The sequence below is a fragment of the Neobacillus sp. SRL179 genome (genome assembly GCF_984799095.1).
Genome location: NZ_OZ481792.1, coordinates 90930 through 110594, shown reverse-complemented (window position 1 = coordinate 110594; position 19665 = coordinate 90930). Strand labels below are relative to the sequence as shown.

The window sequence follows — 19665 nt, the reverse complement described above, 5'->3', positions numbered from 1 at the left end:
TCCGAGCATTTTTTATTTTTTATCTAGAGCGCTTTTTCTAGCAATTTCGGTTTCGCGAAAATCATTCGGCCTGCTGATGTTTGCAGGACACTGGTGACAAGCACTTCAATTCTTTTTCCAATATACTCTCTGCCTTCTTCAACGACGATCATTGTACCATCATCTAAATAAGCCACACCTTGATGATATTCTTTCCCGTCTTTGATTACTTGTACCGTTAATTCTTCACCTGGAAGGACAACCGGCTTAACGGCATTGGCTAAGTCATTGATATTTAGTACGGATACCTTCTGCAGTTCACATACTTTATTTAAGTTAAAATCATTTGTTACGAGCATACCATTCGTTAACTTAGCTAGTTTCACTAGTTTTGAATCTACTTCGCTGATTTCTTCAAAGTCACCCTCATAAATTTCCACCTTGATGGCGAGTTCCTTCTGAATTCTATTTAAAATATCCAAGCCTCTGCGGCCGCGGTTTCGTTTCAAAACATCAGAGGAATCCGCAATATGCTGTAACTCCTCTAGCACAAATTGTGGAATGACAATCGTCCCTTCCAAAAATCCTGTCTGACAAATATCAGCCACACGTCCATCAATAATAACGCTTGTATCTAAAATTTTCAGTGCTTTTCCAGCTGCTTTTTCTGTTTCCTCATCGCTATGCTTTTTCTTACTTCCGCGATTACCAAAAAGTCCTAACAGTTCATCACGTTTTTTAAAACCAACTTGAAAACCTAGATAACCAAATAATAGGGTTAGTAAAATAGGTGCAACCGCATTTAAGATTGGAACTTGAACAGCATTAAGGGCAAAACCAATCAAAAAGGCTACAAATAAACCAAAAATCAAGCCTACACTACCAAAAAGCACATCCGTTACGGGGATTTTCACTAAGGAATCTTCCGTCCATTTAATGAAATTAAAGACATAATCTACTGCCCAAAAGGTAATAAGATAAAAAATAATAGCCCCTAAAATAGCAGTAACATATGAATTATTGATTAATGGAATGTCATTAATCTGAAGTAAGTTAAACAATTCCGGTAATAATAGGATCCCCAGCGTACCACCCATAATGAGGAAGCATGCTTGCACAATTCGTTTTAACATTCCTTCACCTCCTCTAATTCATTATAAACATATTCCCAAAATTGAAACGTTGATTTTGTGATTATTTTTCCAAAATGTAAACTAGCTGCAATAAATTTGTATTGTAAAAATCTTACTCCTCATAGGGTAGCATTGGAAAATTTCTGTGTCAAACAAATTGAGGCCGCACATTTTAGCACACGTGCCTTGCTTTTTCAATGTTTTTATAAGTGCCTGTCGGTATAAAGCCGCTCTTTAATTAATTTAAAGCCTTCTTTAATCTTCTTCGCCCGAACTTCCCCAATTCCTTCGATTTCATCGAGTTCTTCTACTGACGCGGCAATAATTTTCGCTAACTCTCCAAAGCCATTAATTAGATTTTCAATGATAATCAGAGGGAGTCTAGGAATTTTATGAAGAATTCGATACCCCCGCGGTTTTTTATTTTCATCGAGGTGAACATAGCCGAGATAGCCCAATAATTTCAGCAAGACAATATCCTCAATCACTCCGCTAGCGGCCATGGACTGCATTCGGTGGAGGACATCCCGTGCTTGGACATCCCTGTCGAAGGCATAATCCTTAATAATAAGGATTACCTCTTCTTCTAGTTCAGTTAATATTTCATTCATTTGCAGTCGGATTAACCGTCCTTCTGTCCCTAGCTCGTGTAACAGCGTTAATAGTTCGGTTTTAATCTTTAACACCATTTCAAAACGGTGCAGAACTAGTAAAAAGTCATTATAGGTAACCGATTCCTCAAATTCTAAAATACTCAAATTGGTGATGCTTTGCTCAAGGACTACCTTGTACTTCTCAAGCGTCTGTATGGCTTGATTAGCTTTGGTTAAAATGACAGCAATATCTTTTAATGCATACCGGAAATTCCCTTGATACAAGGTAATGACATTTCTTCTCTGTGAAATCGCTATGACCAAGGCCTTGGTTTGTTTAGCTACACGCTCAGCCGTTCGGTGCCGCATCCCTGTTTCCGAAGAAGGGATGTCTGAGTTAGGTGCGAGCTGTGCATTCGCAAATAGAATTTTATTCCCTACATCATTTAAAATAATGGCGCCGTCCATCTTGGCCAATTCATATAAGAAGCTCGGTGAAAAGGAACAATTGATTTCGAAACCGCCGTCCACGATGCTTTTCACTTTCTCATTATAGCCAACAACAATGAGCCCGCCTGTGTTTGCCCTGAGGACATTATCAATACCCTCGCGAATTGGTGTACCTGGAGCAAGGAATTGCAGCACATCGCTTACCGATAGTTCAGGAATTTTTTTATTCTCTGCCACCCTCTACCCTCCTAACGCTGCTTTTAATGCCTCACTTACGGAGTTGACACCAATTAGCTGAATTCCATTGGGTCCACTCCAGCCGCTTAAATTATTTGCTGGTAAAATGACACGTTCAAAGCCTAATTTTGCCGCCTCTTGAACACGCTGTTCAATTCTTGACACCCTTCTGACCTCACCCGTTAAGCCTACCTCACCAATAATACAGTCCGTTGGTCTGGTTGGCTTATCGCGGAAACTTGACGCAATACTGACAGCAATGGCTAAATCGATGGCTGGTTCATCTAATTTTACTCCGCCAGCTACTTTTAAATAAGCATCTTGGTTGGCAAGGAGCATACCGACCCGCTTTTCCAAAACGGCCATTAACAGGGGCACCCGGTTATGATCGATTCCAGTTGCCATCCTTCTGGGATTTCCAAAGCTGGTTGGTGAAATTAATGCCTGAATTTCCACTAGAACAGGCCGTGTTCCTTCCATAGATGCAACGACAGTCGAACCTGCGGCACCACGCGATCTTTCTTCTAAGAAGATTTCCGACGGATTTTCCACTTCTTCAAGGCCAAATTCCTTCATTTCAAAAATACCCATTTCATTGGTGGAGCCAAAACGGTTTTTCACCGCTCTTAAAATTCGATAGGTGTGATGTCGTTCTCCTTCAAAATATAGAACAGTATCAACCATATGCTCCAACAGCCTTGGACCAGCAATCGATCCTTCTTTGGTTACATGACCGACGATAAAAATAGCGATCCCTTTTGTTTTTCCAATTCTCATTAATTCTGACGTACATTCCCGGACTTGGGATACACTCCCCGGTGCACTTGTCACATCCGGATGGAACACCGTTTGAATAGAGTCGATGATCACGAAACTAGGATTAGCTTGTTCAATTGTCCGATTGATTTCCTCCAGATTTGTCTCTGAGTAAACGAGTAAGTTCTCAGAAGAAATCCCTAATCGTTCGGCGCGAAGCTTTGTCTGTCTTAATGACTCTTCCCCAGATATGTATAAGACCTGATTCCCTTTATTAGCTAACTGTGAAGATACTTGCAATAGAAGAGTAGATTTCCCAATCCCTGGATCTCCGCCAATTAAGACCAACGAGCCTTTTACAACACCACCGCCAAGGACACGATTTAATTCGTTTAAGTCCGTCATTATTCGTGGTTCATTTTCCATTTCAATTGAATTGATCGGCATCGGTTTTGTTAAAATATTAGAACCGCTTGGAGAATGGGCAAACGCTCCTCTTCTATTAGCCCCGGTTATTTCAACTTCCTCTGTCATGGTATTCCATTGTCCGCAGCCAGGGCACTTCCCCATCCACTTGGCAGATTCGTACCCGCACTCCTGACACATAAATTTTGTTTTTCGTTTAGCCATTATCTGTTCAACCTTTCTTACAAAAACTCTAATGGACGTTACGCTAGTTCGCCTTTATTTTAAAGCACTTCCGAGATAAATGAAAAAGAGGTACACGGGTTGACTTTATTCACGTGTACCTCTTGCATTTGTTAATAAGCTGTAAACTATTTAATCAAACATGGTTTACTTTGCTAAGCTTGTATTCTCGGCCACTTTAACGACAAACTCGCCATCAGCAACATCTATCACAGCATGTTGACCGGTTAATAATGTTCCTTTTAATAATTCTTCAGAAAGCCGGTCTTCAATATGCTTTTGAATAGCACGACGAAGCGGTCTTGCCCCGTACTCAGGATCATAACCTTCCTGAGAGATTTTCTCCTTAGCAGCGGCTGTTAATTCTAATGAAATATTATGCTCTTTTAACCGTTTTACTAATTGGTCTGATAGCAAGGTAACAATTTCTTCGAGATGTTTTTTCTCTAATGCATGGAAAACAATAATCTCGTCGATCCGATTGAGGAATTCAGGACGGAAGGCTTTCTTTAGCTCTTCCATTACTTTCCCCTTCATATCCTTGTAATCCTGCTGACCATCTTGAATATTGAAGCCTACGTATTTGTTCCGTTTCAGGGCTTCTGCACCCACATTGGATGTCATGATGAGAACAGTATTGCGGAAATCGACTGTTCTTCCTTTTGAATCTGTTAGACGGCCATCCTCAAGGACTTGAAGCAAGATATTAAAGACGTCTGGATGTGCTTTTTCAATTTCATCCAGCAATATAACAGAATACGGTTTTCTGCGGACTTTTTCCGTTAATTGTCCGCCTTCTTCATAACCGACATATCCTGGAGGTGAGCCGACAAGACGGGAAGTAGAATGTTTCTCCATATACTCTGACATATCAATTCGAATGATTGAATCCTCATCACCGAACATTGCTTCAGCTAGAGCGCGGGCTAATTCGGTTTTCCCTACCCCTGTTGGTCCTAGGAAGATAAATGAGCCAATTGGCCGTTTTGGATCTTTTAATCCTGCTCTTGCCCGGCGAACAGCCTTTGAAACGGCGACAACAGCTTCCTCCTGCCCAATGACACGGGAGTGTAAAACTTCCTCTAAGTTAAGTAACTTAGCGGTCTCTGTATCGGCAAGCCTGGAGACAGGTACTCCCGTCCAGCTTGACACAACACTTGCAATATCTTCAACCGTTACTTCATTATTTTCTTTTCCTTGCTTTTCTTTCCACGTTTTCTTGGTTTCCTCTAACTGTTCACGCAGACGCTGCTCGGTATCTCTTAATGAAGCGGCTTTCTCAAATTCTTGACTTTGGACAGCTGCATCTTTTTCTTTTCTTACTTCCTCAAGCTTTACCTCTAATTCTTTTAAATTAGGCGGTGTTGTATACGAGCGCAGTCTAACTTTTGAGCCTGCCTCATCGATCAAATCAATTGCTTTATCAGGCAGGAAGCGGTCTGAGATATAGCGGTCTGATAGCTTTACAGCTGCTTCAATGGCTTCATCCGTAATCGAAACACGGTGGTGGGCCTCATAGCGATCGCGTAACCCCGCCAGAATTTGAATAGATTCCTCAGCCGTTGGTTCATCCACACGAATTGGCTGGAAGCGGCGCTCGAGTGCAGCATCTTTTTCGATATATTTACGATATTCATCTAATGTCGTTGCACCGATACATTGAAGTTCTCCGCGGGCAAGTGAGGGTTTTAGGATATTGGAAGCATCGATGGCGCCCTCTGCTCCGCCAGCCCCAATTAATGTGTGAAGCTCATCAATAAAAAGAATAATATTTCCGGCTTGACGGATTTCATCCATTACCTTTTTCAAACGATCCTCAAATTCACCGCGGTATTTTGTTCCTGCTACAACCGTTCCCATATCAAGTGTCATCACCCGTTTGTCACGGAGAATCTCAGGCACTTCGTTATTTACAATTTGTTGGGCCAGCCCTTCAGCAATTGCCGTCTTTCCGACACCAGGTTCACCAATTAACACGGGGTTATTCTTCGTACGCCGGCTTAACACCTCAATGACCCGTTGAATTTCTTTACTACGGCCAATAACTGGGTCCAAGCTGCCTTCACGGGCAATCGCTGTTAAATCTCTAGCAAGGCTGTCAAGTGTTGGTGTATTAGCACTAACTGACGCCCCTTGATGGCCGCCTGATTCATTGCTTCCTAATAATTGAAGCACCTGCTGGCGTGCCTTGTTTAAGCTGACACCAAGGTTATTTAATACCCGGGCAGCAACCCCTTCTCCTTCACGAATTAAGCCAAGGAGAATATGTTCTGTTCCTACATACGAATGTCCTAATTTTCGTGCCTCGTCCATTGATAATTCAATAACCTTTTTTGCTCTAGGAGTATAGTGAATAGTTTGAGAGGTTTCTTGTCCTTTACCAATTAAATTCTCTACTTCTTTTTGAATTTTATCAGAACCTAAACCAAGCCCATAAAGTGCTTTAGCTGCAATCCCTTCACCTTCACGAACCAACCCTAATAAAACGTGTTCAGTTCCAATGTTGTTATGTCCAAGGCGAATGGCTTCCTCTTGTGCCAAAGCAAGAACCTTTTGTGCTCTTTCTGTAAAACGTCCAAACATCATATTCTATTCCTCCTCACCTATTTTTCCATGCTCCATGTTAATTCGATCCCTAATTAACGTTGCTCTGCGAATATCCCTTTCATGCGGTCTTAATGGACCACCGGCATATTGCTGTAAAAATCCCGGCTGGGTTAGGATCATTAATTCATTTAAGATTGTCTTCGGCATTTTCTTTATATACCCCATATCTATTCCAAGCCGAACATCGGATAAACAGCGTGCTGCTTCTTTTGATTCAATAATTCGGCTATTAGATAATACTCCTAATGAGCGAAACACTCTGTCTTCTAATTGTATGTTAGAAGTTTTCCGTAATGCTTCCCGAGCTGACCTTTCTTGGGAAATTAACTGACTGACAACTCCTTTTAAATCACGGCTAATATCAACTTCAGACTTTCCTAGCGTGATTTGATTGGAAATTTGAAAGATATTTCCCTGCGCCTCACTGCCTTCACCATAAATTCCTCTTACAACAAGACCTAATTGGTGAATAGCCGGAATGATGCGGTTTATTTGCTGGGTAAGTATTAATCCAGGTAAATGCATCATAACGGAGGCCCGAAGTCCCGTTCCAACATTTGTGGGACAACTTGTTAAATAACCGTGTTTTTCGTCAAAGGCATAATGAATGTTACTTTCAAGCCAATCATCTATTTCGTTGGCCGCCGCCAATGCCTCTGCAATTTGTAAGCCGGGAAACAAACATTGAATTCTGATATGGTCTTCTTCATTAATCATAATACTAACTTCTTCGTTTTCTGTTAAAAGAACAGCACCATAAGGTGAATCTTCAGCCAATAGGGGACTAACCAAGTGCTTTTCTACTAAGACCCTTTTCTGAAGCGGCTGCATTTCATCAATTTTTAATAATTCCATCCTTCCATACTTTTGAAGATCGGATTGGTTAAGGATTTCCTCCATATTGACAATAACCGCTTTTGCCTCTTCTGGTGAAAATACAGTCGGAAAGTTGTAAGCCTCAAAGTTTCTAGCTAGACGGATTCGAGAACTAAGGACAATATCCGAATCCGGTCCCTCTTCGCTCATCCAGGAGCTGACGGCTTGATTAAAGAAATGTTCAAGCGACACGTTATTCTCCTCCCTCTTCGTTTCCAGCTAATTGTTTTTCTAACGTACGTATTTCATCGCGAATCTCCGCAGCCTTCTCAAATTCCTCATTGGAAATGGCATTTCGGAGTCCTAGTTTTAATTCTTCGATTTGTTTACGAAGATGGAGGCTGCCGCCAATTCTTTTCGGTATTTTACCATTATGTGACCAATTTCCACCATGCAAACGCCTTAATACAGGCTGTAACTGGTCTTGAAATGTTTCATAACAATGGGCACAGCCAAACCGTCCTACCTTTAAAAACTGTGGAAAAGTCATCGAGCAATGATCACATTGAAGGATTTCCTCCTGTTGAAATGGACTTTCACTCGACTTTTGAAATGTTGGGTCAATATTTAATAATCCTGCTAATAGATTATTAAAAGCAAAACCAGATTCCCCATTAAAGATAAACATTTCGCCTTTTTCCTGGGCACATTTCTCACAAAGATGTACTTCTGTTTTTTCACCATTAATAATTTTTGTAAAATGAAGAGCAGCTGGCCTTTGATTGCATTCTTGACAGATCATATTTATCACCTCTCTGGCTGCACTAGTTATTTATATTTTAAGGATGTTAACATTGCTTTTAACATTCTTGCTCGTAATTCATCACGATATGGAAGATCAATATATAAGACAGAACGATCGATGACACTTAGCATAATTTTTGCCTCTCGTTTTGTAATGACCTCCTCATGAACCAGTCTTACAATTACATCTTCAGCACTTGTTTGACTAATTCGATTTTGGATGATTGCTAGCAACTGATCAATTAAATGGGCTAAATCGTGGGATTGAACCTTCATAATCCGAATATATCCACCGCCGCCCCGTTTACTTTCTACAATATATCCTCGTTCAATGGTGAAACGAGTATTAATGACATAATTGATTTGTGAAGGGACGCACTGAAACTTGTCAGCAATTTCATTTCGCTTAATTTCAACAAGGTCTTCTTCACTTAACTCCAAAACCTGCTTTAGATATTTTTCAATAATATCGGAGATGTTTCTCATCTTCCCACCTCCCATCATCTGACTTTGACTATATTTGACTTTTATTATACTGAAATTTTGGGGGAGATGCAACGATTCACTACTACTGATTTTCTCCAAATTTCCCCGCCCTGAAACCTATGATTTCTAAGAAATACCGACTAAAATAGATTCTTCTCCATAGAGCAGGGTTAGATATCATTCTAGTTTTGACACAGAGATGCGTTTTTCCTGTTTTTGTATATAAATACTTTCTAATATTTCCTCCTGCCTGTAAAATGTAATTGTAAAAATTATGAAATAAGAAAGTCTATGAGTGAAAAGGAAAGACGGTATGACATCGATTGGCTTAGGAATTTTGGGATTTTCTTATTATTTCCTTTCCATGCGGCACGATTTTTTGATTATTGGGATCCTTTTTATGTAAAAAATGAAACATTGAGCTGGGGGTTAAGCTGGTTCATTTCAGTTGCTAATTTATGGTTTATGCCCCTGCTATTTTGGTTAGCCGGTTCTGCCAGCTGGTACGTACGCATTACAGATAAAATCCAAATCCTTTTTTCTAAAATAAAGATGCAGCCGCCTGTTAATACCGCTCTTAGTTGGCCTATTACTCATTGTTCCACCTAAAAGGGTATTTTGCGATTATGGACCATACCGGAAAATCATCAGGTTCCTATTTCATGTTTTTAAAAGAATTTTCCTCAAACTTTAGCGATTTATCAGGTTGTTTTGGTACATTTACCCCTGCTCACCTGTGGTTTATCCTTTATCTTTTTGTTCTTTCAATATTGGCTTTACCCGTTTTTCATTTTTTACGAACAGAAAAACCAAAACATTTTATCCATTACACTATGAGTAAGCCATCCATGTTTATCCTGTTTTTTATAGTGTTAGCACTAACAACTAAACTGCCAGCTCCAGGCGGGCAAAATCCATTCTTTTACTTCGTTCTTTTTATTATGGGGTATATAACTAGCAGTGATCAACGATTCCAAGAGATGTTTAATCGTTTACGCCTTAGGGGTTTATTAGTAATACTTATCTCTGTACCAATCTGGGTTTTCCTCGTTGCCCAAAACGATGACATAAAAAGTCTTTTAATGGACAGCTTCTTAACGTTGTTCAGGATGTTTAATGTATGGATGGGCCTAATCGTCATTCATGGGTATGGTCATAAATATTTAAATAAAAATCATCGACTCCTTCCCTTTTTGAATGAAGCTGCGTTTCCGGTTTATATTATTCATCAAACGGTGTTAGTGGTGATTGGTTATTATGTGATTAGGCTAGACCTAACTGTCCCACTTAAATATGTCTTAATTATGATTTCAACCTTAACAGTCTCTCTTCTTATTTTTGAGTTCGTAATAAAGAGGACTCATCTCACCCGATTCCTATTTGGTGTAAAAGTCAAAAAGGGTAATAGTGGGGCTGGGCACTCTAATAATAAAAGTATGTAGGGGTATCTTTTTATGATTGATTGTCCTTATATGCTGGGTCTTAAAGACATTTAGGGCAATCTTTCGGGGGGTTTTGTCTTTTAGACGGTTTCTTAAAGACATTTTTGACAGGGCTTCGATGAGTTTTGTCTTTTAGACGGTTTCTTAAAGACATTTTTGACAGGGCTTCGATGAGTTTTGTCCTTTAGACGGCTTCTTAAAGACATTTTGAGCAGGACTTCGGGGAGTTTTGTCCTTTAGACGGCTTCTTAAAGACATTTTGAGCAGGACTTCGGGGAGTTTTGTCCTTTAGACGGCTTCTTAAAGACATTTTTGGCAGGACTTCGATGAGTTTTGTCCTCTAGACGGCTTCTTAAAGACATTTTGATTGACTGAGACACAAATTTTGTCTTTAAGAGAGATGCTACATTTAAATAACAGCATCCTCTTAAATTTTTAGACTATTTTATAATGCAAAAAAAGACAACCCAATACAGGTTGTCTTTTGTGTGCCTGGCAACGTCCTACTCTCACAGGGACGCGTGTCCCAACTACCATCGGCGCTGAGAAGCTTAACTTCCGTGTTCGGTATGGGAACGGGTGTGACCTTCTCGCCTTAATTACCAGACTATTTAATTAGAGGTTCATTCCCTCAAAACTAGATAATGCAGAAGAAGTTTTAAAAACTCAAGTTCACCTAATATAAATGGTTAAGTCCTCGAACGATTAGTATCAGTCAGCTCCACATGTCGCCACGCTTCCACCTCTGACCTATCAACCTGATCATCTTTCAGGGTTCTTACTAGCTTGACGCTATGGGAAATCTCATCTTGAGGGGGGCTTCATGCTTAGATGCTTTCAGCACTTATCCCGTCCGCACATAGCTACCCAGCGATGCCTTTGGCAAGACAACTGGTACACCAGCGGTGCGTCCATCCCGGTCCTCTCGTACTAAGGACAGCTCCTCTCAAATTTCCTGCGCCCACGACGGATAGGGACCGAACTGTCTCACGACGTTCTGAACCCAGCTCGCGTACCGCTTTAATGGGCGAACAGCCCAACCCTTGGGACCGACTACAGCCCCAGGATGCGATGAGCCGACATCGAGGTGCCAAACCTCCCCGTCGATGTGGACTCTTGGGGGAGATAAGCCTGTTATCCCCGGGGTAGCTTTTATCCGTTGAGCGATGGCCCTTCCATGCGGAACCACCGGATCACTAAGCCCGACTTTCGTCCCTGCTCGACTTGTAGGTCTCGCAGTCAAGCTCCCTTGTGCCTTTACACTCTACGAATGATTTCCAACCATTCTGAGGGAACCTTTGGGCGCCTCCGTTACTCTTTAGGAGGCGACCGCCCCAGTCAAACTGCCCACCTGACACTGTCTCCCACCCCGATAAGGGGTGCGGGTTAGAATTTCAATACAGCCAGGGTAGTATCCCACCGACGCCTCCACCGAAGCTAGCGCTCCGGCTTCTCAGGCTCCTACCTATCCTGTACAAGCTGTACCAAAATTCAATATCAGGCTACAGTAAAGCTCCACGGGGTCTTTCCGTCCTGTCGCGGGTAACCTGCATCTTCACAGGTACTATAATTTCACCGAGTCTCTCGTTGAGACAGTGCCCAGATCGTTACGCCTTTCGTGCGGGTCGGAACTTACCCGACAAGGAATTTCGCTACCTTAGGACCGTTATAGTTACGGCCGCCGTTTACTGGGGCTTCGATTCAGAGCTTCGCTTGCGCTAACCCCTCCTCTTAACCTTCCAGCACCGGGCAGGCGTCAGCCCCTATACTTCGCCTTGCGGCTTCGCAGAGACCTGTGTTTTTGCTAAACAGTCGCCTGGGCCTATTCACTGCGGCTCTTCGAGGCTATGAACCTCAAAGAGCACCCCTTCTCCCGAAGTTACGGGGTCATTTTGCCGAGTTCCTTAACGAGAGTTCTCTCGCTCACCTTAGGATTCTCTCCTCGCCTACCTGTGTCGGTTTGCGGTACGGGCACCTTTTATCTCGCTAGAGGCTTTTCTTGGCAGTGTGGAATCAGGAACTTCGGTACTAAATTTCCCTCGCTGTCACAGCTCAGCCTTCACGGTGAACGGATTTTCCTATTCACCAGCCTAACTGCTTAGACGCGCATATCCAACAGCGCGCTTACCCTATCCTCCTGCGTCCCCCCATCACTCAAACGATAAAGAGGTGGTACAGGAATATCAACCTGTTGTCCATCGCCTACGCCTTTCGGCCTCGGCTTAGGTCCCGACTAACCCTGAGCGGACGAGCCTTCCTCAGGAAACCTTAGGCATTCGGTGGATGAGATTCTCACTCATCTTTCGCTACTCATACCGGCATTCTCACTTCTAAGCGCTCCACCAGTCCTTACGGTCTAGCTTCAACGCCCTTAGAACGCTCTCCTACCACTGACACCTGATGGTGTCAATCCACAGCTTCGGTGATACGTTTAGCCCCGGTACATTTTCGGCGCAGAGTCACTCGACCAGTGAGCTATTACGCACTCTTTAAATGGTGGCTGCTTCTAAGCCAACATCCTGGTTGTCTAAGCAACTCCACATCCTTTTCCACTTAACGTATACTTTGGGACCTTAGCTGGTGGTCTGGGCTGTTTCCCTTTTGACTACGGATCTTATCACTCGCAGTCTGACTCCCACGGATAAGTCTTTGGCATTCGGAGTTTGTCTGAATTCGGTAACCCGATGAGGGCCCCTAGTCCAAACAGTGCTCTACCTCCAAGACTCTTACTACGTGAGGCTAGCCCTAAAGCTATTTCGGAGAGAACCAGCTATCTCCAAGTTCGATTGGAATTTCTCCGCTACCCACACCTCATCCCCGCACTTTTCAACGTGCGTGGGTTCGGGCCTCCATCCAGTGTTACCTGGACTTCACCCTGGACATGGGTAGATCACCTGGTTTCGGGTCTACGACCACATACTCATTCGCCCTATTCAGACTCGCTTTCGCTGCGGCTCCGTCTTTTCAACTTAACCTTGCATGGGATCGTAACTCGCCGGTTCATTCTACAAAAGGCACGCTATCACCCATTAACGGGCTCTAACTACTTGTAGGCACACGGTTTCAGGAACTATTTCACTCCCCTTCCGGGGTGCTTTTCACCTTTCCCTCACGGTACTGGTTCACTATCGGTCACTAGGGAGTATTTAGCCTTGGGAGATGGTCCTCCCTGCTTCCGACCGGATTTCTCGTGTCCGGCCGTACTCAGGATCCACTCAGGAGGGAACGAAGTTTCAACTACAGGGTTTTTACCTTCTATGACGGACCTTTCCAGATCGCTTCATTTACCCCGTTCCTTTGTAACTCCATGTTGAGTGTCCTACAACCCCAAGAGGCAAGCCTCTTGGTTTGGGCTATGTCCCGTTTCGCTCGCCGCTACTCAGGGAATCGCGTTTGCTTTCTCTTCCTCCGGGTACTTAGATGTTTCAGTTCCCCGGGTATGCCATCAATACCCTATGTATTCAGGTAAAGATACTGCTCCATTACGAGCAGTGGGTTCCCCCATTCGGAAATCTCCGGATCAAAGCTTACTTACAGCTCCCCGAAGCATATCGGTGTTAGTCCCGTCCTTCATCGGCTCCTAGTGCCAAGGCATTCACCGTGCGCCCTTTCTAACTTAACCTAAAAGGTTATTTCTCTTAATTACTTAAGAGAGAAAACTAAAATGGCGATTACTCGATGTTTTCTTGCTTCTTCTTACGATTATCTAGTTTTCAAAGAACGATTAAAAAAAGCTTTGAGAGAATTGCTCCCTCAAAACTAAACAAACAAAAAACGTCAAACAATTTATCAGTCCACAAGGACTGCATATTCCTTAGAAAGGAGGTGATCCAGCCGCACCTTCCGATACGGCTACCTTGTTACGACTTCACCCCAATCATCTGTCCCACCTTAGGCGGCTGGCTCCTTACGGTTACCCCACCGACTTCGGGTGTTACAAACTCTCGTGGTGTGACGGGCGGTGTGTACAAGGCCCGGGAACGTATTCACCGCGGCATGCTGATCCGCGATTACTAGCGATTCCGGCTTCATGTAGGCGAGTTGCAGCCTACAATCCGAACTGAGAATGGTTTTATGGGATTGGCTAGGCCTCGCGGCTTTGCTGCCCTTTGTACCATCCATTGTAGCACGTGTGTAGCCCAGGTCATAAGGGGCATGATGATTTGACGTCATCCCCACCTTCCTCCGGTTTGTCACCGGCAGTCTCCTTAGAGTGCCCAACTGAATGCTGGCAACTAAGAACAAGGGTTGCGCTCGTTGCGGGACTTAACCCAACATCTCACGACACGAGCTGACGACAACCATGCACCACCTGTCACTCTGTCCCCCGAAGGGGAAATTCCTATCTCTAGGAGTGTCAGAGGATGTCAAGACCTGGTAAGGTTCTTCGCGTTGCTTCGAATTAAACCACATGCTCCACCGCTTGTGCGGGCCCCCGTCAATTCCTTTGAGTTTCAGCCTTGCGGCCGTACTCCCCAGGCGGAGTGCTTAATGCGTTAGCTGCAGCACTAAGGGGCGGAAACCCCCTAACACTTAGCACTCATCGTTTACGGCGTGGACTACCAGGGTATCTAATCCTGTTTGCTCCCCACGCTTTCGCGCCTCAGCGTCAGTTACAGACCAGAAAGCCGCCTTCGCCACTGGTGTTCCTCCACATCTCTACGCATTTCACCGCTACACGTGGAATTCCGCTTTCCTCTTCTGCACTCAAGTCCCCCAGTTTCCAATGACCCTCCACGGTTGAGCCGTGGGCTTTCACATCAGACTTAAAGGACCGCCTGCGCGCGCTTTACGCCCAATAATTCCGGACAACGCTTGCCACCTACGTATTACCGCGGCTGCTGGCACGTAGTTAGCCGTGGCTTTCTGGTTAGGTACCGTCAAGGTACCGGCAGTTACTCCGGTACTTGTTCTTCCCTAACAACAGAGCTTTACGACCCGAAGGCCTTCATCGCTCACGCGGCGTTGCTCCATCAGACTTTCGTCCATTGTGGAAGATTCCCTACTGCTGCCTCCCGTAGGAGTCTGGGCCGTGTCTCAGTCCCAGTGTGGCCGATCACCCTCTCAGGTCGGCTACGCATCGTCGCCTTGGTGAGCCGTTACCTCACCAACTAGCTAATGCGCCGCGGGCCCATCTGTAAGTGTCAGCGTAAACCGACTTTCAGCTTTTTCTCATGAGAGAAAAAGGATTATCCGGTATTAGCATCGGTTTCCCGATGTTATCCCAGTCTTACAGGCAGGTTGCCCACGTGTTACTCACCCGTCCGCCGCTAACTTTCAAAAGCAAGCTTTTGAAAGTCCGCTCGACTTGCATGTATTAGGCACGCCGCCAGCGTTCGTCCTGAGCCAGGATCAAACTCTCCGAGAAAGTTGATTTAGCTCATTTTGTTACGTTGGCTTAGTTTCATACGAAACTAATATTATTGTTTGTTGACGTTTTGTTTGTTTAGTTTTCAAAGAACAATCATTTGTGCGACTTTTATATATTAACAAATAAAATTTACATTGTCAACATATTAAATAAAATTGGTGGAGTCTAGGGGGATCGAACCCCTGACCTCCTGCGTGCAAAGCAGGCGCTCTCCCAGCTGAGCTAAGACCCCGTAAAAGATAAGAAATATGGTCGGGAAGACAGGATTCGAACCTGCGACCCCTTGGTCCCAAACCAAGTGCTCTACCAAGCTGAGCTACTTCCCGAAATAATGCGCCCTGAGAGATTCGAACTCCCGACCTTTTGATTCGTAGTCAAACACTCTATCCAGCTGAGCTAAGGGCGCATATGAATTTGTTGTGATGGTGCCGAGGACCGGAATCGAACCGGTACGGTAGTCACCTACCGCAGGATTTTAAGTCCTGTGCGTCTGCCAGTTCCGCCACCCCGGCATTATTGGAGCGGAAGACGGGATTCGAACCCGCGACCCCCACCTTGGCAAGGTGATGTTCTACCACTGAACTACTTCCGCATATAAAATTAAATGGTGCGGGTGAAGGGAGTCGAACCCCCACGCCTTGCGGCGCCAGATCCTAAGTCTGGTGCGTCTGCCAATTCCGCCACACCCGCATATTAAAATGGTGAGCCATGAAGGACTTGAACCTTCGACCCTCTGATTAAAAGTCAGATGCTCTACCGACTGAGCTAATGGCTCATTACAGGGATAAGATTTAATAGTGGGCTATGAAGGGCTCGAACCTTCGACCCTCTGATTAAGAGTCAGATGCTCTACCAACTGAGCTAATAGCCCGTTAAAAATAGAACCTCGCTAATAATCTCTTATCTGAGTAATCAAACAAATGGTGCCGGCGAGAGGAATTGAACCCCCAACCTACTGATTACAAGTCAGTTGCTCTACCAATTGAGCTACCCCGGCAAATAATAGTTTAGAAAAATAAATGGTGGAGGATGACGGGATCGAACCGCCGACCCTCTGCTTGTAAGGCAGATGCTCTCCCAGCTGAGCTAATCCTCCATGTAGATAAACAGCCTGGCAACGTCCTACTCTCACAGGGACGCGTGTCCCAACTACCATCGGCGCTGAGAAGCTTAACTTCCGTGTTCGGTATGGGAACGGGTGTGACCTTCTCGCCTTAATTACCAGACTATTTAATTAGAGGTTCATTCCCTCAAAACTAGATAATGCAGAAGAAGTTTTAAAAACTCAAGTTCACCTAATATAAATGGTTAAGTCCTCGAACGATTAGTATCAGTCAGCTCCACATGTCGCCACGCTTCCACCTCTGACCTATCAACCTGATCATCTTTCAGGGTTCTTACTAGCTTGACGCTATGGGAAATCTCATCTTGAGGGGGGCTTCATGCTTAGATGCTTTCAGCACTTATCCCGTCCGCACATAGCTACCCAGCGATGCCTTTGGCAAGACAACTGGTACACCAGCGGTGCGTCCATCCCGGTCCTCTCGTACTAAGGACAGCTCCTCTCAAATTTCCTGCGCCCACGACGGATAGGGACCGAACTGTCTCACGACGTTCTGAACCCAGCTCGCGTACCGCTTTAATGGGCGAACAGCCCAACCCTTGGGACCGACTACAGCCCCAGGATGCGATGAGCCGACATCGAGGTGCCAAACCTCCCCGTCGATGTGGACTCTTGGGGGAGATAAGCCTGTTATCCCCGGGGTAGCTTTTATCCGTTGAGCGATGGCCCTTCCATGCGGAACCACCGGATCACTAAGCCCGACTTTCGTCCCTGCTCGACTTGTAGGTCTCGCAGTCAAGCTCCCTTGTGCCTTTACACTCTACGAATGATTTCCAACCATTCTGAGGGAACCTTTGGGCGCCTCCGTTACTCTTTAGGAGGCGACCGCCCCAGTCAAACTGCCCACCTGACACTGTCTCCCACCCCGATAAGGGGTGCGGGTTAGAATTTCAATACAGCCAGGGTAGTATCCCACCGACGCCTCCACCGAAGCTAGCGCTCCGGCTTCTCAGGCTCCTACCTATCCTGTACAAGCTGTACCAAAATTCAATATCAGGCTACAGTAAAGCTCCACGGGGTCTTTCCGTCCTGTCGCGGGTAACCTGCATCTTCACAGGTACTATAATTTCACCGAGTCTCTCGTTGAGACAGTGCCCAGATCGTTACGCCTTTCGTGCGGGTCGGAACTTACCCGACAAGGAATTTCGCTACCTTAGGACCGTTATAGTTACGGCCGCCGTTTACTGGGGCTTCGATTCAGAGCTTCGCTTGCGCTAACCCCTCCTCTTAACCTTCCAGCACCGGGCAGGCGTCAGCCCCTATACTTCGCCTTGCGGCTTCGCAGAGACCTGTGTTTTTGCTAAACAGTCGCCTGGGCCTATTCACTGCGGCTCTTCGAGGCTATGAACCTCAAAGAGCACCCCTTCTCCCGAAGTTACGGGGTCATTTTGCCGAGTTCCTTAACGAGAGTTCTCTCGCTCACCTTAGGATTCTCTCCTCGCCTACCTGTGTCGGTTTGCGGTACGGGCACCTTTTATCTCGCTAGAGGCTTTTCTTGGCAGTGTGGAATCAGGAACTTCGGTACTAAATTTCCCTCGCTGTCACAGCTCAGCCTTCACGGTGAACGGATTTTCCTATTCACCAGCCTAACTGCTTAGACGCGCATATCCAACAGCGCGCTTACCCTATCCTCCTGCGTCCCCCCATCACTCAAACGATAAAGAGGTGGTACAGGAATATCAACCTGTTGTCCATCGCCTACGCCTTTCGGCCTCGGCTTAGGTCCCGACTAACCCTGAGCGGACGAGCCTTCCTCAGGAAACCTTAGGCATTCGGTGGATGAGATTCTCACTCATCTTTCGCTACTCATACCGGCATTCTCACTTCTAAGCGCTCCACCAGTCCTTACGGTCTAGCTTCAACGCCCTTAGAACGCTCTCCTACCACTGACACCTGATGGTGTCAATCCACAGCTTCGGTGATACGTTTAGCCCCGGTACATTTTCGGCGCAGAGTCACTCGACCAGTGAGCTATTACGCACTCTTTAAATGGTGGCTGCTTCTAAGCCAACATCCTGGTTGTCTAAGCAACTCCACATCCTTTTCCACTTAACGTATACTTTGGGACCTTAGCTGGTGGTCTGGGCTGTTTCCCTTTTGACTACGGATCTTATCACTCGCAGTCTGACTCCCACGGATAAGTCTTTGGCATTCGGAGTTTGTCTGAATTCGGTAACCCGATGAGGGCCCCTAGTCCAAACAGTGCTCTACCTCCAAGACTCTTACTACGTGAGGCTAGCCCTAAAGCTATTTCGGAGAGAACCAGCTATCTCCAAGTTCGATTGGAATTTCTCCGCTACCCACACCTCATCCCCGCACTTTTCAACGTGCGTGGGTTCGGGCCTCCATCCAGTGTTACCTGGACTTCACCCTGGACATGGGTAGATCACCTGGTTTCGGGTCTACGACCACATACTCATTCGCCCTATTCAGACTCGCTTTCGCTGCGGCTCCGTCTTTTCAACTTAACCTTGCATGGGATCGTAACTCGCCGGTTCATTCTACAAAAGGCACGCTATCACCCATTAACGGGCTCTAACTACTTGTAGGCACACGGTTTCAGGAACTATTTCACTCCCCTTCCGGGGTGCTTTTCACCTTTCCCTCACGGTACTGGTTCACTATCGGTCACTAGGGAGTATTTAGCCTTGGGAGATGGTCCTCCCTGCTTCCGACCGGATTTCTCGTGTCCGGCCGTACTCAGGATCCACTCAGGAGGGAACGAAGTTTCAACTACAGGGTTTTTACCTTCTATGACGGACCTTTCCAGATCGCTTCATTTACCCCGTTCCTTTGTAACTCCATGTTGAGTGTCCTACAACCCCAAGAGGCAAGCCTCTTGGTTTGGGCTATGTCCCGTTTCGCTCGCCGCTACTCAGGGAATCGCGTTTGCTTTCTCTTCCTCCGGGTACTTAGATGTTTCAGTTCCCCGGGTATGCCATCAATACCCTATGTATTCAGGTAAAGATACTGCTCCATTACGAGCAGTGGGTTCCCCCATTCGGAAATCTCCGGATCAAAGCTTACTTACAGCTCCCCGAAGCATATCGGTGTTAGTCCCGTCCTTCATCGGCTCCTAGTGCCAAGGCATTCACCGTGCGCCCTTTCTAACTTAACCTAAAAGGTTATTTCTCTTAATTACTTAAGAGAGAAAACTAAAATGGCGATTACTCGATGTTTTCTTGCTTCTTCTTACGATTATCTAGTTTTCAAAGAACGA

Annotated in this window: 9 protein-coding genes, 10 tRNA genes and 5 rRNA genes; 2 read left to right on the top strand and 22 right to left on the bottom strand. The window is 45.3% G+C overall.

Annotated features, from left to right (window positions below):
- Positions 1 to 23 precede the first annotated feature (23 nt).
- The 7 genes from AC4E8C_RS00565 to AC4E8C_RS00535 all read right to left on the bottom strand — a co-directional run bounded on the left by AC4E8C_RS00565 (position 24) and on the right by AC4E8C_RS00535 (position 8509).
- On the bottom strand, positions 24 to 1112 hold the full coding sequence (locus tag AC4E8C_RS00565) for a PIN/TRAM domain-containing protein (protein WP_490209433.1): 1089 nt from the start codon (positions 1110 to 1112) through the stop codon (positions 24 to 26).
- Between the two features lie 203 nt (positions 1113 to 1315).
- Positions 1316 to 2392, bottom strand: a complete 1077-nt coding sequence (gene disA, locus AC4E8C_RS00560; RefSeq protein ID WP_490209431.1) for a DNA integrity scanning diadenylate cyclase DisA — start codon at positions 2390 to 2392, stop codon at positions 1316 to 1318.
- Between the two features lie 3 nt (positions 2393 to 2395).
- Complete coding sequence (gene radA, locus AC4E8C_RS00555; protein ID WP_490209430.1) at positions 2396 to 3778, bottom strand: DNA repair protein RadA; 1383 nt, start codon at positions 3776 to 3778, stop codon at positions 2396 to 2398.
- Positions 3779 to 3943: 165 nt separating this feature from the next.
- Positions 3944 to 6382 carry an ATP-dependent protease ATP-binding subunit ClpC gene (gene clpC, locus AC4E8C_RS00550; RefSeq protein WP_490209428.1) on the bottom strand — a complete coding sequence of 813 codons (2439 nt, stop codon included), beginning with the start codon at positions 6380 to 6382 and terminating at the stop codon, positions 3944 to 3946.
- Positions 6383 to 6385: 3 nt separating this feature from the next.
- Positions 6386 to 7471 (bottom strand): protein-arginine kinase McsB, encoded by a 1086-nt coding sequence (gene mcsB, locus AC4E8C_RS00545; protein WP_490209426.1) that lies wholly within the window; start codon positions 7469 to 7471, stop codon positions 6386 to 6388.
- 1 nt (position 7472) lies between these two features.
- Positions 7473 to 8021 carry a protein-arginine kinase activator protein McsA gene (mcsA, locus tag AC4E8C_RS00540; RefSeq protein WP_490209424.1) on the bottom strand — a complete coding sequence of 183 codons (549 nt, stop codon included), beginning with the start codon at positions 8019 to 8021 and terminating at the stop codon, positions 7473 to 7475.
- 26 nt (positions 8022 to 8047) lie between these two features.
- Entirely contained in the window at positions 8048 to 8509 is a 462-nt protein-coding gene (locus tag AC4E8C_RS00535) for a CtsR family transcriptional regulator (RefSeq protein WP_490209422.1), read from the bottom strand.
- Positions 8510 to 8800: 291 nt separating this feature from the next.
- Here AC4E8C_RS00535 and AC4E8C_RS00530 point away from each other — a divergent pair, with 291 nt between their 5' ends.
- Together AC4E8C_RS00530 and AC4E8C_RS00525 are read left to right on the top strand one after the other, a co-directional pair.
- The gene (locus tag AC4E8C_RS00530; protein WP_490209420.1) at positions 8801 to 9118 is read left to right on the top strand and encodes a hypothetical protein; all 318 of its coding nucleotides are present in this window, start codon (positions 8801 to 8803) and stop codon (positions 9116 to 9118) included.
- Positions 9119 to 9135: 17 nt separating this feature from the next.
- Positions 9136 to 9951 (top strand): acyltransferase family protein, encoded by an 816-nt coding sequence (locus AC4E8C_RS00525; protein WP_490209419.1) that lies wholly within the window; start codon positions 9136 to 9138, stop codon positions 9949 to 9951.
- 490 nt (positions 9952 to 10441) lie between these two features.
- Here the strand turns inward: AC4E8C_RS00525 and rrf (AC4E8C_RS00520) are convergent.
- The 15 genes from rrf (AC4E8C_RS00520) to AC4E8C_RS00450 all read right to left on the bottom strand — a co-directional run bounded on the left by rrf (AC4E8C_RS00520) (position 10442) and on the right by AC4E8C_RS00450 (position 19563).
- Positions 10442 to 10558 (bottom strand): 5S ribosomal RNA (gene rrf, locus AC4E8C_RS00520).
- 78 nt (positions 10559 to 10636) lie between these two features.
- Positions 10637 to 13573, bottom strand: a 23S ribosomal RNA gene (locus AC4E8C_RS00515).
- Between the two features lie 196 nt (positions 13574 to 13769).
- Positions 13770 to 15319 (bottom strand): 16S ribosomal RNA (locus AC4E8C_RS00510).
- A 159-nt stretch (positions 15320 to 15478) separates the two neighbouring features.
- A tRNA-Ala gene (locus tag AC4E8C_RS00505) sits at positions 15479 to 15554 on the bottom strand.
- A 17-nt stretch (positions 15555 to 15571) separates the two neighbouring features.
- Positions 15572 to 15648 (bottom strand) — tRNA-Pro (locus AC4E8C_RS00500).
- Between the two features lie 6 nt (positions 15649 to 15654).
- Positions 15655 to 15728, bottom strand: a tRNA-Arg gene (locus AC4E8C_RS00495).
- A gap of 17 nt (positions 15729 to 15745) precedes the next feature.
- Positions 15746 to 15834: transfer RNA gene (locus tag AC4E8C_RS00490), tRNA-Leu, on the bottom strand.
- Between the two features lie 5 nt (positions 15835 to 15839).
- Positions 15840 to 15914, bottom strand: a tRNA-Gly gene (locus tag AC4E8C_RS00485).
- Positions 15915 to 15927: 13 nt separating this feature from the next.
- A tRNA-Leu gene (locus AC4E8C_RS00480) sits at positions 15928 to 16012 on the bottom strand.
- A gap of 9 nt (positions 16013 to 16021) precedes the next feature.
- Positions 16022 to 16097 (bottom strand) — tRNA-Lys (locus tag AC4E8C_RS00475).
- A gap of 23 nt (positions 16098 to 16120) precedes the next feature.
- Positions 16121 to 16193 (bottom strand) — tRNA-Lys (locus tag AC4E8C_RS00470).
- Positions 16194 to 16243: 50 nt separating this feature from the next.
- A tRNA-Thr gene (locus AC4E8C_RS00465) sits at positions 16244 to 16319 on the bottom strand.
- 23 nt (positions 16320 to 16342) lie between these two features.
- A tRNA-Val gene (locus tag AC4E8C_RS00460) sits at positions 16343 to 16418 on the bottom strand.
- 13 nt (positions 16419 to 16431) lie between these two features.
- Positions 16432 to 16548 (bottom strand): 5S ribosomal RNA (gene rrf / locus AC4E8C_RS00455).
- A gap of 78 nt (positions 16549 to 16626) precedes the next feature.
- Positions 16627 to 19563, bottom strand: a 23S ribosomal RNA gene (locus AC4E8C_RS00450).
- Together the 16S, 23S and 5S rRNA genes with 10 tRNA genes alongside form the textbook arrangement of a ribosomal RNA operon.
- Between the last annotated feature and the right edge of the window lie 102 nt (positions 19564 to 19665).